The sequence below is a fragment of the Novosphingobium sp. HNCC26BN242 genome (genome assembly GCF_057180525.1).
Genome location: NZ_JBXUGM010000001.1, coordinates 1,528,896 through 1,543,835 on the forward strand (window position 1 = coordinate 1,528,896; position 14,940 = coordinate 1,543,835).

General features: G+C 64.1%; 16 protein-coding genes. All 16 read left to right on the forward strand.

Features of this window, described 5'->3' with window-relative positions; translation table 11 throughout:
• Positions 1-5 precede the first annotated feature (5 nt).
• The 16 genes from AC2A1F_RS07020 to AC2A1F_RS07095 are packed head-to-tail and all read left to right on the forward strand — an operon-like array spanning position 6 to position 14,892.
• A complete protein-coding gene (locus tag AC2A1F_RS07020; RefSeq protein WP_484208018.1) occupies positions 6-899 on the forward strand; it encodes an enoyl-CoA hydratase in 894 nt (297 codons plus the stop codon).
• Positions 899-1,969 carry an NAD(P)H-dependent flavin oxidoreductase gene (locus AC2A1F_RS07025; RefSeq protein ID WP_484208019.1) on the forward strand — a complete coding sequence of 357 codons (1,071 nt, stop codon included), beginning with the start codon at positions 899-901 and terminating at the stop codon, positions 1,967-1,969. The genes AC2A1F_RS07020 and AC2A1F_RS07025 overlap by 1 nt, the downstream gene beginning before the upstream one ends.
• On the forward strand, positions 1,969-2,724 hold the full coding sequence (locus AC2A1F_RS07030) for an enoyl-CoA hydratase family protein (protein ID WP_484208020.1): 756 nt from the start codon (positions 1,969-1,971) through the stop codon (positions 2,722-2,724). Before AC2A1F_RS07025 ends, AC2A1F_RS07030 begins: the two co-directional genes overlap by 1 nt.
• The gene (locus AC2A1F_RS07035) at positions 2,724-3,869 is read left to right on the forward strand and encodes an acyl-CoA dehydrogenase (protein ID WP_484208021.1); all 1,146 of its coding nucleotides are present in this window, start codon (positions 2,724-2,726) and stop codon (positions 3,867-3,869) included. The genes AC2A1F_RS07030 and AC2A1F_RS07035 overlap by 1 nt, the downstream gene beginning before the upstream one ends.
• A gap of 17 nt (positions 3,870-3,886) precedes the next feature.
• On the forward strand, positions 3,887-4,918 hold the full coding sequence (locus tag AC2A1F_RS07040) for an acyl-CoA dehydrogenase family protein (RefSeq protein WP_484208022.1): 1,032 nt from the start codon (positions 3,887-3,889) through the stop codon (positions 4,916-4,918).
• Positions 4,911-6,062 carry an acetyl-CoA C-acetyltransferase gene (locus AC2A1F_RS07045; RefSeq protein ID WP_484208023.1) on the forward strand — a complete coding sequence of 384 codons (1,152 nt, stop codon included), beginning with the start codon at positions 4,911-4,913 and terminating at the stop codon, positions 6,060-6,062. Before AC2A1F_RS07040 ends, AC2A1F_RS07045 begins: the two co-directional genes overlap by 8 nt.
• A gap of 4 nt (positions 6,063-6,066) precedes the next feature.
• The gene (locus AC2A1F_RS07050) at positions 6,067-6,513 is read left to right on the forward strand and encodes a nuclear transport factor 2 family protein (RefSeq protein WP_484208024.1); all 447 of its coding nucleotides are present in this window, start codon (positions 6,067-6,069) and stop codon (positions 6,511-6,513) included.
• An 18-nt stretch (positions 6,514-6,531) separates the two neighbouring features.
• Positions 6,532-7,437, forward strand: coding sequence for an SDR family oxidoreductase (locus tag AC2A1F_RS07055; RefSeq protein WP_484208025.1), 906 nt, complete (start codon positions 6,532-6,534; stop codon positions 7,435-7,437).
• 26 nt (positions 7,438-7,463) lie between these two features.
• Positions 7,464-8,519 (forward strand): acyl-CoA dehydrogenase family protein, encoded by a 1,056-nt coding sequence (locus tag AC2A1F_RS07060; protein WP_484208026.1) that lies wholly within the window; start codon positions 7,464-7,466, stop codon positions 8,517-8,519.
• Entirely contained in the window at positions 8,516-9,694 is a 1,179-nt protein-coding gene (locus AC2A1F_RS07065; RefSeq protein ID WP_484208027.1) for an acyl-CoA dehydrogenase family protein, read from the forward strand. Before AC2A1F_RS07060 ends, AC2A1F_RS07065 begins: the two co-directional genes overlap by 4 nt.
• Positions 9,691-10,476 carry an SDR family oxidoreductase gene (locus tag AC2A1F_RS07070; RefSeq protein WP_484208028.1) on the forward strand — a complete coding sequence of 262 codons (786 nt, stop codon included), beginning with the start codon at positions 9,691-9,693 and terminating at the stop codon, positions 10,474-10,476. The genes AC2A1F_RS07065 and AC2A1F_RS07070 overlap by 4 nt, the downstream gene beginning before the upstream one ends.
• Positions 10,477-10,478: 2 nt before the next feature.
• On the forward strand, positions 10,479-10,937 hold the full coding sequence (locus AC2A1F_RS07075) for a MaoC family dehydratase (RefSeq protein ID WP_484208029.1): 459 nt from the start codon (positions 10,479-10,481) through the stop codon (positions 10,935-10,937).
• A 5-nt stretch (positions 10,938-10,942) separates the two neighbouring features.
• Positions 10,943-11,320, forward strand: coding sequence for a steroid Delta-isomerase (locus tag AC2A1F_RS07080; RefSeq protein ID WP_484208030.1), 378 nt, complete (start codon positions 10,943-10,945; stop codon positions 11,318-11,320).
• Between the two features lie 27 nt (positions 11,321-11,347).
• The gene (locus tag AC2A1F_RS07085; RefSeq protein WP_484208031.1) at positions 11,348-12,550 is read left to right on the forward strand and encodes a thiolase family protein; all 1,203 of its coding nucleotides are present in this window, start codon (positions 11,348-11,350) and stop codon (positions 12,548-12,550) included.
• Positions 12,551-12,561: 11 nt separating this feature from the next.
• Positions 12,562-14,106 carry a FadD3 family acyl-CoA ligase gene (locus tag AC2A1F_RS07090; RefSeq protein ID WP_484208032.1) on the forward strand — a complete coding sequence of 515 codons (1,545 nt, stop codon included), beginning with the start codon at positions 12,562-12,564 and terminating at the stop codon, positions 14,104-14,106.
• Between the two features lie 15 nt (positions 14,107-14,121).
• Positions 14,122-14,892, forward strand: a complete 771-nt coding sequence (locus AC2A1F_RS07095; RefSeq protein WP_484208033.1) for an SDR family NAD(P)-dependent oxidoreductase — start codon at positions 14,122-14,124, stop codon at positions 14,890-14,892.
• Positions 14,893-14,940: the final 48 nt, after the last annotated feature.

The following is a 14,940-nucleotide window of genomic DNA, read 5'->3' on the forward strand; positions in this document are numbered from 1 at the left end:
GTGACATGTCCGATCTGGTGACGCCCAAGGCCGTCGACATCGTTTACGAGACGGACGAGCCGGTGCGCTACGAAGTGGTGGACGGCGTGGCCTGGATCACGATGAACCGGCCGCAGTTCAACAATGCCCAGAACGGGCAGATGACTTATGCGCTGGACGATGCCTTCAACCGCGCGGTGCGAGATGATGCGGTGCGCTGCATCGTGCTGGCGGGCGAGGGCAAGCACTTTTCCGCCGGGCACGACATCGGCACGCCGGGGCGCGATCTGCATCACGAGTTCGACAAGCGGCTGATGTTTCCGCCGCACACCAACAAGCCGGGTGCAGAGCTGCTTTATACGCGTGAGCAGGAGCAGTATCTGGGCATGTGCCGCCGCTGGCGCGACATTTCCAAGCCGACCATCGCGATGGTGCAGGGCGCCTGTGTGGCCGGTGGGCTGATGCTGGCGTGGGTGTGCGATCTGATCGTGGCATCGGAAGATGCGTTCTTTCAGGACCCGGTCAACCCGCTGATGGGCATTCCGGGCGTGGAATACTTCGCCCACGCCTATGAACTGCCGCCGCGCGTGGCCAAGGAATTCCTGCTGCTGGGCGAGCGCATGCCCGCGCAACGCGCCTATGATTTCGGCATGGTCAACAAGGTGGTGCCGCGTGACCAGTTGCGAGAGGCGACAACGGTGTGGGCGGCAAAGCTTGCCACGCAGAACCGGCTGGGCAACTGGCTGACCAAGCAGGCAGTGAACCACGTGGAAGAACTGCGCGGCAAGCGGGCGGCGATGGACGCGGTCTATCACATGCACCACTTTGCCCATGCGCAGAACGATCTGCTGACCGGCGATTCCATCGGCGGCGTGAGCGGGAAATCTGCGGCATCGGCCAACAAGGCCGAAAAATCCTGATGAGCGATGTGCTTGCCACGATTTTGACCGAGCGTCTGGGGTGCCGGTTGCCGGTGATCCAGACCGCGATGGGTTGGGTTGCCAAGCCGGAGCTTGTCGCCGCATCAAGCAATGCGGGTGCGTTCGGGTTTCTGGCCTGTGCGGTGATGCAGCCTGCCGAAGCGCGCGAGGAAATTGCGCGGTTGCGGGACCTTACGCCGCACAATTTCGGCGTGAACTTTCACAGCTTTCAGCCCGGGGCCGATCAGATCGTGCAGGCGATTCTGTCCAACAAGGACCGGGTGCGCGCGGTCAGCTTCGGGCGCGGGCCGGACGCCAAGATGATCGGCGCGTTTCGTGATGCAGGCATCCTGTGCATCCCCACCGTGGGCGCAGTGAAACATGCACAGAAGATGGTGCAACTGGGCTGTGAGATGGTGACTGTGCAGGGCGGTGAAGGCGGCGGCCATACCGGCGCGGTGCCGACCACGGTGCTGCTGCCGCAAGTGCTGGACGCAGTGGACGTGCCCGTGGTGGCCGCAGGCGGTTTTGGCGATGGGCGCGGGCTGGCGGCGGCGCTGGCCTTTGGCGCGGTGGGCATTGCCATGGGCACGCGGTTCTTGATGACCGCCGAAAGCCCGGTGCCGAGCGCGCCCAAGGCGGCTTATGTCAAAGCCGGGACCGGGGACATTGCGGTAACCACCAAGGTGGACGGCATTCCGCAGCGGATGATCCTGAACCCGCTGCTCCGCCGGATCGAAGGATCGGGCAAACTGGCGATGTGGGCGCGCGCGATGGAAGCCGGGCTTGAGATGAAGCGCCAGAATGGCTGGAGTGTGGGGCAGGTGCTGGCCAGCGCCAAGGCCATGACCGCGCATGGCGAAATGCCGCTGGCGCAGGCGATCATGGCGGCGGCTGCCCCGATGATGATCATGCGCGCGGTGGAAGCGGGCGATGCTCAGAATGGGTTGATGGCCACGGGCGTGGTGGCCGGGCGGCTGAGTGATCTGCCTACGTGTGCCGACCTTATGCAGGGGATCGAGGCTGAGGCGCGCGCGAGGATTGCCGCTCTCACGAACGGAGAGATTTGATGGGAATTACCACCAGCATCAAGGACCGCATCGCCGAGATCGTGTTCGATGTGCCGCCGGTCAACGCGTTTGACAGCGAAACATGGATGTCGCTGCCGGCGATCATCAGGGACGCGGCAAGCAATCCCGAAGTCAACGTGGTGCTGATCCGTGCGGCGGAGGAGTCGCGCGGGTTTTGCGGGGGCGTGGATATCAAGGAGATGCAGGCGCATCCCGAGCGGATTACGGTGCTCAACCGCGGCAATTACCTTACCTTCAAGGCGATCCGCGATGCCGAGATTCCGGTGGTAGTGGCCGCGCACAAGTTCGTAATCGGGGGCGGCATCGGCATCTGCGGCGCTTCGGACACGATCATTGCGGCCGATGATGCCTATTTCTCGCTGCCCGAAGTGGATCGCGGTGCAATGGGCGGGGCGAGTCATCTTTCGCGGATGTTGCCGCTGCATAAAGTGCGCGCGGCGTTCTTTACCGGCGGAAACATCCCGGCGGCTGAGGCCTATCGCCTTGGCGCGGTGGAGAAGGTGGTGCCGCGCGCCGATCTGGTGGCCGAGGCGCGGGCGTTCTGCGGCGTGATTGCATCGAAAAGCCGCAAGGCGCTGGTCATCGCCAAGGAAGCGCTGAACGGGCTGGAGCCGCGCGATGTGGACCGGGGCTATCGCTGGGAACAAGGCTTCACGCTGGAAATGTACATGCACGAAGACAGCCAGAAGGCGCGCGATGCCTTTGTGGAAACCGGCACGGTGGCAAAGTTCTGATGAATCTGACGTACACTCCTGAACAGACTGCCTTCCGCGCCGAAGTGCGCGCGTGGTTGGAAGCGCATGTGCCCACGGGCAAGCTGGAGCATTTCGATGCCTCGCGCGAAGGTTTTGAGGCCCACCGCGCTTGGGAAGCGACGCTGAAAAGCGGCGATTGGGGCATGGTTACCTGGCCCAAGGAATATGGCGGGCGCGGGCTGGACCTGATCCAGTGGCTGATCTTTGAAGAAGAGTATTACCGCGCGGGCGCGCCGGGGCGGGTCAACCAGAACGGCATTTTCCTGCTGGGTCCCACGCTGATGGAATTCGGCACGCACGAGCAGAAGCAACGCTTCCTGCCGCCGATGGCGAGCGGCGAGGAGATCTGGGCGCAGGCGTGGTCTGAACCGCAGGCCGGGTCTGACCTTGCGGGCGTGCGCGCCACCGCCGTGCTTGAGGGCGACGAATATGTGCTCAACGGGCACAAGATCTGGTCGAGCCGCGCCGCCTTTGCCGATTGGGCGTTCGGCCTGTTCCGCGCGCCGGGGAGCGAGCGGCACAAGGAGATGAGCCTGATCTTCTTCCCGCTGGACGCACCGGGCGTGACGCGCAATCCGATCCGCAAGATCAACGGGCATGTCGGGTTTGCCGAGATATTCCTCGATAACGTGCGGGTGCCTGCCTTCAACCGCTTGGGCGATGAAGGGCAGGGCTGGCACATCTGCATGGCGACGGCAGGGTTTGAGCGCGGGCTGATGCTGCGTTCGCCTGCGCGGTTTCAGGAGGCTGCCGCTGCGCTGGCGGCGCTGTGGCAGCGGCGCAAGAACAGCTGTGATCCGGCGCTGGAAGGCGCGGTGGTGCGCGCGCATGTGAATGCCGAGGCCTATGCGCTGAACATCTATCAAACCGCATCGCGGCTGATGGCAGGCGCAAAAATCGGGGCGGAGGCATCGACCAACAAGATCTTCTGGTCAGAAATGGACATCCACCTGCACGAAACCGCGCTGGCGATTCTGGGCGCGGAGGCTGAGCTAGTCACGCCGACCGGTGAGCATGACTGGCTCGACGATTACATCTTCTCGCTGGCCGGGTCGATCTATGCCGGGTCCAACGAAATCCAGCGCAACATCATTGCCGAGCGCATGCTCGGCCTGCCGCGCTGATCGGGAGGAACGGACCGATGGACTTCACCCTTTCCAATGAACAGCAGATGTTTGCCGACACCGCCCGCACGTTGCTGGGCGATACCTGCACGCCCGATCACTGGCACAAGCTGATGGAGCAGGGCGCGGCGTTTGACGCTGCGCGCTGGGCGCAGATCGTAGAGAACGGCTTTGCCGCGCTGCTGCTGCCCGAAGCGGCGGGCGGCATGGGGCTGGGCGAACTGGACTTTGCGCTGATCGCGATTGAGGCGGGCTATGTGGCCTTGCCCGAGCCGCTGGTGGAAAGCGCCGGGATCGGCGCGCCGCTGCTGGCCAGCCTTGCGCCCGGTCATCCGGCGCTGGCCGATCCGGCGGCGATCATTGCGGTGGCGCCTGCGATGAATCCGGTGGTCGCCAATGCCAATATCGCCGCTGCGATTGTGATCGAGCGCGATGGCCACGCCTTTGTGACCACGCCTGACAAGGTGACGCTGACGCCGGTGGAATCCATCGATCCGTTCCGCCGCTTGTTCCGTATCGAGTGGGATGCGTCCAGCGCAACGGACCTTGGCCCTGCGAATTGGGGCCTGGCCTTGGACCGCGCGGCGGTGTTTGCGGCGGCGATGGGTATGGGCCTTGCGCAGCGCGCAGTCGATCTGGCGGTGGCCTATGCCAAGGACCGCACGCAGTTTGGCAAGCCGATTGGTTCGTATCAGGCGGTCAAGCACCATCTGGCCAGCGCGCAGACGGCGATTGAATTTGCCCGGCCTATGGTCTTTGCCGCTGCGGCAGAGGTTGCCCACGGCGACGTGCAATCACGCGCCCGCGCTTCGCAGGCCAAGATCGTGGCGTTGGAGGCGGCAGAGCAGGCCGCGCGTGCATCGATCCAGGTGCATGGCGCGATGGGCTATTCATGGGAGGTGGACGTCCACCTATTCCTGAAGCGGGCGCTGGCGCTGAAGCAGAGCTGGGGCACGCCCGCTTTCCACACCAGCCGCATTGCCACGCGCGTGTTCAGCCAGCCGGTTGGCGCGGATCAAACCTTTGCCCGCGAGAATGAACATGCCTGAAGCTTATATCATCGATGCCGTGCGCGCGCCTGTGGGGCGCAAGAAGGGCAGCCTAGCCGAAATCCACCCCGCCGATCTTGGCGCGCATCCGATCAAGGCGCTGATCGCGCGGACCGGGATTGACGCAGGGCTGGTGGACGACGTTGTGTGGGGCTGTTGCGATACCATCGGGCCGCAGGCGGGCGACATTGGCCGCACCGCCTGGCTGGTGGCAGGTCTGCCGCAGCATGTGCCCGGCACGACGATTGACCGGCAGTGCGGCTCCTCCCAGCAGGCGTTGCACTTTGCCGCGCAAGGCGTGATGAGCGGGACGCAGGATCTGGTGGTGGCAGGGGGCAGTCAGGCCATGAACGCCATTCCGATTTCCGCTGCCATGTATGCCGGTGAGGCCTATGGCTTTGGCGATCCGTTCACAGGCTCGGTCGGTTGGCGCGAACGCTATGGCGATGGGCTGCTGAATCAGATCAACTCGGCCGAGATGATCGCAGCCAAATGGGGCATCACCCGCGCGGCGATGGAAGAATTTGCCGTGGCCAGCCACCAACGCGCACAGGCAGCGACCGATGCGGGCTGGTTCGCCAATGAAATTGCGCCGCTGGGCGATCTTGCCCATGACGAGACGATCCGCCCCGGCACCACGCTGGAAGGCCTTGCCGCCCTGCGCACCGTGCAGGAAGGCGGGGTGATTACCGCAGGCGTGGCCAGCCAGAACTGCGACAGCGCCGCCGCCTTGCTGGTGGCCAGCGAACGGGCGGTGAAGGAACACGGGCTGAAACCGCGTGCGCGCATCCACCACATCTCGGTCCGTGCCGACGATCCGGTGTGGATGCTGACCGCGCCCATCCCGGCCACGCAATATGCGCTGGCCAAGGCCGGCATGACTGTGGACGACATCGACCTGTTCGAATGCAACGAGGCGTTTGCGTCTGTGCCGATGGCATGGATGCAGGAACTGGGCATCAGCCACGACAAGGTGAACATCCACGGCGGCGCGATTGCGCTGGGCCATCCGCTGGGCGCATCGGGTGCGCGGCTGATGACCACGCTGCTGAACGCGCTGGAGCGCACCGGCGGGCGTTATGGTCTGCAGACGATGTGCGAAGGTGGCGGCCAGGCCAACGTCACCATCATCGAAAGGCTGTAAGGCCATGGGCGCGGCCACGAAAATCGCCAACTTGCTCTATCGCTATGCCGAACTGATGGATGCGGGCGAACTGGAGCAGGTGGCCGAGATGTTCGCCCATGCCCGCGTGACGATGAGCGGTGGGCAAGTGGTGGAAGGGGCTGCGCCGATGCTGGCGCAGTGGCGCGCGTTTGTGCGGATCTATCCTTGCGGCACGCCGCGCACCCGGCACGTTATTACGAACCCGATTATCGAAGTGGACAAGCACGCAGGCTCAGCCACTTGCCGTTCTGTCTATACCGTGTTCCAGCAGACGCCCGACCTGCCGCTGCAGGCGGTGGCATCGGGCCGTTATCACGACAGCTTTGTGCGCGTCGATGGCGTCTGGCGCTTTGCCACGCGCGATTATTCGATGCTCGATTACATTGGCGACGTGTCGCAGCATCTGTTGCTTCCGGTCGGCCAGATCTGATTTCTCAGGAGAATTTGCGTGGGCATTTGCGAAAACCGCACTGTCATCATCACCGGGGCCGCAGGCGGGCTGGGCCGCGCCTATGCGCTGGCTTTCGGGGCCGAGGGTGCGAACGTAGTGGTGAACGATATCGGCACATCGCTGGGCGGTGAAGGCCGCGATACCAGCGCGGCTGATGCCGTGGTGGAAGAGATCAAGGCGGCGGGCGGAAACGCCATCGCCAACTATGAAGACATCACCGATTGGGACGCGGCGGGACGCATTGTCGAGGCTGCGCTGGCTGCGTTCGGCGACTTGCACGTTGTGGTCAACAACGCCGGGATCGTGCGGGACCGGATGTTCGTTTCGGCCACGCTGGAGGAATGGGACGCGACGATGCATGTGCATCTGCGCGGGCACTTCTGCCTTGCACGCCATGCGGTGAACTACTGGCGTGCCAAGCAGAAAGAGGGCCGCGAACCCGATGCGCGGATCATCAACACGTCGAGCGGTGCGGGGCTGCAAGGCTCTATCGCGCAGGCGGCCTATGCCACGGCCAAGGGCGGCATCGCCGCGCTGACGCTGGTGCAGGCGGCGGAACTGGGACGCTATGGCATTACTGCCAACGCGCTGGCTCCATCGGCGCGCACGCGGATGACCGAGGGTGCTTTCGCCGACAAGATGAAAGTGGTGGAAGACGGGTTCGACGTAATGGACCCGGCCAATGTTGCGCCCACCGTGGTGTGGCTGGGCAGCGCGGCTTCGGCCCATGTCACCGGCTGCGTGTTCGAACTGGAAGGCGGCAAGATCATGCTGGAGGACGGTTGGCGCGAAGGCCCGTTCGTCGACCAGCCAGCGCGTTGGGACCCGGCGCAAGTGGGCGATGCGGTGGACCAATTGCTGGCCGACCGCGTGCCCCCGCGCAAGGTCTGGGGCACCGCGTAAGAAATTCATATTCAAGGACAAGTCTGATGGAATTCGCATTCACCGAAGAACAGGCGATGATCGCGGAAACGGCGCGCGGCTTCTTTGCCGAGAACGCGACGAGCGAACGGACGCGCAAGGCGATGACGGCGGACGGCATCGACCGCGAGTTGTGGAGCAGCTTCTGCACCGAACTGGGTCTTGCCGGGATCGGCGTGCCCGAAGAGCTGGGCGGGGTCGGCCTTGGCATGGTGGAATTTGCGCTGATCGCCGAGGCGGCAGGCGCGCAAGTGGCGGCGCTCCCGCTGCTGGGCAATGCGCGCGCGGCCCATGCGCTGGTGGCAGGCGGCACCGATGCGCAGAAGGCCAAGTGGCTGCCCGCGCTGGTGTCGGGTGAAGTTATCGCGACATCAGCATGGAGCGCCGATGCGGAGGTGGGTGAGAGCACGCTTTCGGGCACGTTCCGCTTTGCTCCGCATGGCGCAGTGGCGGACCTGCTGGTGCTGACAGCGGGGGACCAGTGCCTGCTGGTGGAAGCATCGGCACCGGGCGTGACGATCACGCCGCATGTGACGATGGACCAGACGCGGCCTTTGGCGACGATCATGCTTGATGGTGCGGCGGCTGAACCGTTCGCCAATCATGCTGCGGCCAACCATGCGCTGCACGTGACGGGCTGGATTGGCCTTGCGGCTGAAGCACTTGGCGGCGCGCAAGCGGCTCTGGACCGGACCGTAGCCTATTCGAAAGAGCGCGTGCAGTTCGGGCGGCAGATCGGATCGTTCCAGGCCTACAAGCACCGTCTGGCCGACATGATGATCGAGATCGAACAGGCGCGCTCTGCCGTGTACTGGGCGGCTTGCGCAGTAGACGAGGGATCGGACGAGGCGCAGATTGCGCTCCATTCGGCCAAGGCGTTTTGCGCCGATACGTTCCATATGTGCGCGGGCAACATGATCCAGCTGCACGGCGGTATTGGCTTTACGTGGGAGCATGATGCGCACATGTTTTTCAAGCGCGCGCGTTCGATCAGCTCCATGCTGGGTGACAGCCAGTGGCACCGTGAACAGATTGCCGCGCTGGTGCTGGATGCTGCTGCATGAAGCTGGGCTTTTCAGCCGAGGATGAAGCGTTCCGCGCCGAATGTGCAGGCTGGTTGCAGGCGCAGATGGCAGGGCCCTTTGCCGACATTCGCGGCATTCCCAATCTGTGCGACGCAATTCCGCGCCGCAAGGAATGGGAGCAGCAACTCAGCCAGCACCGCTGGTCGTGCATTGGTTGGCCCGCGGCTTGGGGCGGGCGCGATGCCACTCTGGCGCAGCAGGTGATCTTTGCCGAGGAATATGCGCGGGCAGGCGCTCCGAACCGCATCAACCACATCGGCGTCGAGCTGGCGGGGCCGACGATCCTGGCTTTCGGGTCCGAAGAGCAGAAGGCGCGCTATCTGCCCGGAATAGCGGCGGGTGAGCAGATCTGGTGTCAGGGTTATTCCGAGCCGGGGGCCGGGTCCGACCTTGCCAATGTGAAGACCAAAGCCGTTCTCGAGGGTGGCGATTGGGTGGTCAATGGCCAGAAGGTTTGGACCAGCCTTGCGCACTATTCCGACATGATCTTTGTCGTGGCGCGGACCGAGGAAGGATCGAAAGGGCCAAAGGGCCTGTCGTTCCTGCTGATGGACATGGACCAGCCCGGCATCGATGTGCGCCCGATCCGCCAGATGAACGGCGAGGCCGAATTCAACGAGACCTTCCTGACCGACGCGCGCTGCCCCGCCGATGCGATGCTGGGCGCGCCGGGCGAAGGCTGGAAAGTGGCGATGGCGCTGCTGGCGTTTGAGCGCGGCGTTTCGACGCTGGGCCAGCAGATGCAATTCCGCAACGAGCTGGATGCAGTGATCGCGGCGGCCAAGGCCAATGGCAAGGCTGCCGATCCGGTCGTGCGCCAGCGTCTTGCAGCCGCTGAAATCGGGCTGCGGCTGATGCGCTATGGCGCGCTGCGAATGCTTTCGGGCACCGATCTTGCCGCGATCGATGGTGCGGCGCTCACCTACAAGATCCAGTGGGCCACGTGGCGGCGCGACTTGGGCGAGCTGGCGATGGACGTTCTTGGCCAGGAAGGCGAACTGGCGCAGGGCGATGAGTACCGCTGGCCGACGCTGCCCAATCTCTACCTCTTCAGCCGCTCCGACACTATCTACGGCGGCACCAATCAGATCCAGCGCAACCAGATTGCCGAGCGCGGTCTGGGCTTACCCCGCGAACCCCGAGGAAACGCATGACTGTTCCCGTCCCCGCCTATCCCGTGCCGCTTGGAATGCTCAAGGGCAAGACCGTGGTGGTTACCGCTGCGGCGGGCACCGGCATCGGTTATGCCGTGGCCAAGCGTGCCGCCGAAGAAGGCGCGCGGGTGCTGATCAGCGATTTCCACGAACGCCGCCTTGGCGAAGCAGCAGATCGGATCGCGGCGGAAGTAGGCTGCGAGCGGCCCGTTACCGTGGTGTGCGATGTGACCAGCGAAGCGGCTGTGCAGGACCTGCGCGATGCATCGCTTGAAGCGTTCGGCAAGGTCGATGTGCTGATCAACAACGCCGGGCTTGGCGGTGAGGCCAATGTCGTGGACATGACCGACGACCAGTGGAGCCGCGTGCTCGACGTGACGCTGACCAGCCTGTTCCGCATGACGCGGGCGTTTTTGCCTTCGATGTATGCGGCGCGTTCGGGCGTGATGGTCAACAACGCCTCGGTGCTGGGCTGGCGTGCGCAGCGGGGCCAGGCGCATTATGCTGCGGCCAAGGCGGGGGTGATGGCGTTTACGCGGTGCACCGCTCTCGAAGCGGCAGACCATGGCGTGCGCATCAATGCGGTGGCGCCCAGCCTTGCCATGCACCCGTTCCTGGCCAAGGTGACGACCGAGGAAATGCTGGAAAAGCTGGTCAAGACAGAGGCCTATGGTCGCCCTGCCGAAGTGTGGGAAGTGGCCAACGTGATGCTGTTCCTCGCCAGCGACCTGTCATCGTACATGACGGGCGAGATCGTGCCGGTATCGAGCCAGAAGGCGTGAGTATGGCGGTGATCTTCGCCAAGCCCGCCGACCTGATCGGCAAGGAGGGCACCAAGCTAGGGCCGACCGACTGGCTCGCCATTGAGCAGGACCGCGTGGACGGCTTTGCGCAGGTCACCGGCGATCACCAGTGGATTCATGTCGATGTCGAGCGTGCGAAGGCAGGCCCGTTCGGCGGCACCATCGCGCATGGCTACTTGACGATGAGCCTTGTGAATTACTTCCTGCCGCAACTGATCGAGGTCCACGGCTTTGCCCATGCGGTGAATGTTGGCGCGGATCGGTTGCGGTTCCTCAATCCGGTGAAAGTCGGCAGCCGCATTCGCGGCGTGGGCGAGATCATCACGGTTGAGGAAGTGAAAGGCGCGATCCAGTCGGTCGTGCGTGTTACCGTTGAAATCGAGGGTCAAGAGAAGCCCGCCTGCGTGCTCGATACCATCAGCCGCTATTTTCCGGAGTGAGAGACATGCCTGATCCCAAAGCAATGGAAGCCGCCGTCCACGAATATGTGGCCGCATTCGATGCCAATAGCCCCGAGCGCGTGGCTGCGCTGTTTGCGCCCGATGCCAATGTGGAAGACCCCATCGGCAGCCCCGCACACATCGGCCACGATGCCATTCTGGGCTTCTACACCGCATCGATGCAGACCGGCGCGAAGCTGAAGCTGGAAGGGCCGGTGCGGATTGCAGGGCCTTATGCGGCCTTTGCCTTTACCGTGCTGCTGAACCTTGGCGGCAAGGACATGCATGTCGATGTGATCGATACGTTCAAGTTCAACGATGACAACAAGGTCATTGAAATGCGGGCCTACTTCGGCCCGACCAACATGCACGGCTTTGCCTGACCGCCAGCCCCTTCAAGAGGATTTCCCATGCGCGAAGCAGCGATCGTTTCCACCGCCCGGACCGGCGTTGGCAAAGCCTACCGTGGTGCCTTCAACGATACCGAAGCCCCGGTTCTTTCGGCCCACGTAGTCAACGCCGCGCTGGAGCGGGCCGGGATCGATCCTGCGCGGGTGGATGATGTCTATCTGGGCGTGGGCAACCACTGGAACACGCAGAGCTACAATCTCGGGCGATTGACGGTGCATGGTTCTAACCTGCCCGACAGCACGGGAGGCTTCACGCTGGACCGCAAGTGTTCATCGGGCCTGAATGCCATTGCGCTCGCCGCGCGCGGGATCATGTGCAACGAGATCGACGTGGCGGTTGCCGGCGGGATGGAGAGCATTTCGCTCACGCTCAACAAGCACGCGCCCGCGTTCCGCAACCGGTCGCAGTTCATCAATGCGGCCGATCCTTACGCCTATATGGCGATGATCGAGACGGCGGAAATTGTGGCCGAACGCTATGGCGTGAGCCGCGAGGAACAGGACCAGTTCGCGGCGCTTTCGCAACAGCGCGCAGCCGCGGGGCAGGCCGCGGGCAAGTTTGATGACGAAATCGTGCCGATCACGGTGACCAAAGCCTTGTTTGACAAGGAAGGCAACGAGACCGGCAAGGAAGAGATCACGCTGACCAAAGACGAAGGCGTGCGTGCGGGCACGACGTATGAAGCGCTGGCGGGCCTGAAGCCGGTGTTCAAGAACGGGCAGGTGATTGCCGAAGGCAAGCATGTGACCGCCGGCAACGCCAGCCAGCTTTCCGATGGCGCTTCGGCGCAAGTGTTGATGGACCTCGATACCGCGCGGGCCGAAGGACGCACGGTGCTGGGCATCTATCGCGGGTTTCAGGTGGCGGGCTGTGGCGCGGATGAAATGGGCATTGGCCCGGTGTTCGCGATTCCCAAGTTGCTCGACAGGGCGGGCTTGAAGATTGAGGACATTGGCCTGTTCGAAATCAACGAGGCGTTCGCGTCTCAGGCCGTGTACTGCCAGCAGAAGCTGGGGATCGATCCCGAGAAGCTGAACGTCAACGGCGGCGGCATCGCCATTGGCCACCCGTTCGGCATGACGGGATCGCGTCTGGTCGGCCACGCGCTGATCGAAGGTAAGCGGCGCGGGGTGAAGTATGTGATCGTGTCGATGTGCGTGGCGGGCGGCATGGGTGCTGCCGGTCTGTTCGAAGTGGCCTGAAGCGCAGGATCATGACCACGCTGACCCCGCTCCCCCCGACCATCCCTCACGCCGCGCAGGCCGCCGCGGCGCAGTGGGGCGATGCGCCAGCTGTCATTGATCAGGGCCGCGTGTGGAGCTTTGCCGATCTGTGGCAGCACAGCCGCGCCGTCGCCTCGGCCCTGCTGGCGCAAGGTGTGGGGGCGGGTGACCGGGTGGCCGTGTGGGCGCCCAATTCGCGCGAATGGATTGTGGCGGCGATTGCGGCGATGACCTGCGGGGCCAGCGTGGTCACGCTCAATACCCGGCTGAAGGGGCGCGAGGCGGGCGATATCCTGCGGCGCACCCACACCAAATTGCTGTTCACGGTCGAAAGCTTCCTCGGCATCGATTACCGCGCGCTGATTGCGGGCGAGGCGCTGCCTGCGCTGGAGCAGACGGTGCTGATCGATAGCGGGTTTGATGCTTTTGCCGCCATGGGCAAGGGCGCGGATGACCCGGCGGTCGATGCGGCGCTGGCGCAGATCGATGCCGATACCGTGTCCGACATTCTTTTCACCAGCGGCACCACCGGCAGCCCCAAGGGCGTGCTGATGACTTATGGTCAGATCCTGCCGCAAGCTGCGGTATGGATTGCCAATACGCGATTGGTGGAGGGCGACCGCTATCTGATCGTCAACCCGTTTTTCCATTCGTTCGGCATGAAAGTGGGCTGGGTGGCGTGCATTCTGGCAGGCGCTGTGGCCGTGCCGATGCCGCAGTTCGATGTGGCGCAGGCGATTGAACTGATCGAGCGTGAACGGGTGACCTTCATGCCAGGGCCGCCCACGATCTTTCAGATGCTGCTGGCCGAATTGGACAAACGGCAGTGGGATTGTTCATCCTTGCGCGGGGGCACGACCGGGGCGGCCACCGTGCCGCCATCGTTGGTGGAGCGCATTCGCAAGGATCTGGGCATGACCGATCTGATCACCGCCTATGGCATGACCGAATGCGTGAACATCACCACGTGCGTGCCCGGAGATGATGCCGAAACCATCGCCCGCACATGCGGAGCGGCCTTCCCGGGCAACGAAGTGCGCGTGGCTGATGATGCGGGCCATGAAGTGCCGCGCGGGGAAACCGGCGAAGTACTGGTGCGCGGACAGGGCGTTATGCTGGGCTATCTCGATGATCCTGCCGCCACCGCTGAGGCTATTGATGCCGATGGCTGGCTGCATACCGGCGACATCGGCACGATGGACGAGCGTGGATACTTGCGCATTACTGACCGCAAGAAGGACCTCTATATCTCGGGCGGGTTCAACGTCTATCCGGCGGAAGTGGAGAAGCTGCTCGCCGACCACCCGGCCATCGGCATGGTCGCCGTGGTGGGCGTAGGCGATGAGCGCATGGGCGAGGTGGGTCGCGCTTTCGTGGTGCTGCGCCCCGGCGCTTTGGCCACCGAGGCTGACCTGATCGCGTGGTCGCGTGAGAACATGGCCAATTACAAGGTGCCGCGCCGCTTCGTGTTCGTGGAGGATCTGCCGCGCAATGCTTCGGGCAAAGTGCTGAAGACCGAACTGCGCGGGCAATAGCAAAGGGATTTGAGGATGACGGACAGGTTCACAGGCAAAGTCGCCCTGATCACCGGCGCGGCATCGGGCATTGGGCGGGCGGCGGCGATCCGCTTTGCGAAGGAAGGCGCGCGGGTGTTTTGCGCGGACCTTAATCTTGCCGGTGCGCAGGCGGTAGCGGCGGAAATCGGCGGCAGTGCTGGCGCGGTGCAGGTGGATGTGGCCGATTATGGCAGCAATCAGGCGATGGTCGCGCAGGTGATGGAGCAGGCTGGCCAGCTTGACGTCGCGTTCCTCAATGCCGGGCTTTATGGCGCGGCCGAAGGTCTGGACACGGTGGACGAGGCGCTATTCGATACATTGATAGCCGTGAACCTGAAGGGCGTGTTCAACGGGATCAAGGCGGTGCAGCCGGTGATCGCACAAGGCGGCGCGGTGGTGGTCACCGCATCGGCGGCGGGCGTGGTGGGGCACCCGGCAAACCCTGCCTATAGCGCGGCCAAGCATGGCGTGGTGGGCCTGGTTAAGTCCTGCGTCGATGCCTTTGCGGCGCGCGGCGCGCGGATCAACGCCTTGTGCCCCGGCGGGGTGGAAACGCCGTTGATTGGTGCGGCCGATGTGGCGATGATCGATCCCCAAGACCTGCCGCGCGTTCAGCTTCGCGGCATGGGCCGGGCGCAGCACGTGGCCGAAGTGGCGCTATGGCTGGCCAGCCCGGCGGCGGGTTTCATCACGGGGCAAGCGCAAGTGCTGGACGCGGCGCTGCTGTCGACGTTTGCGCCGGTGATGCTGCCGGTTGGTCCCTGAACCTGACTTAACCCGAGATCCGTTCGTGCCAAAGCACGAAGTTTATCC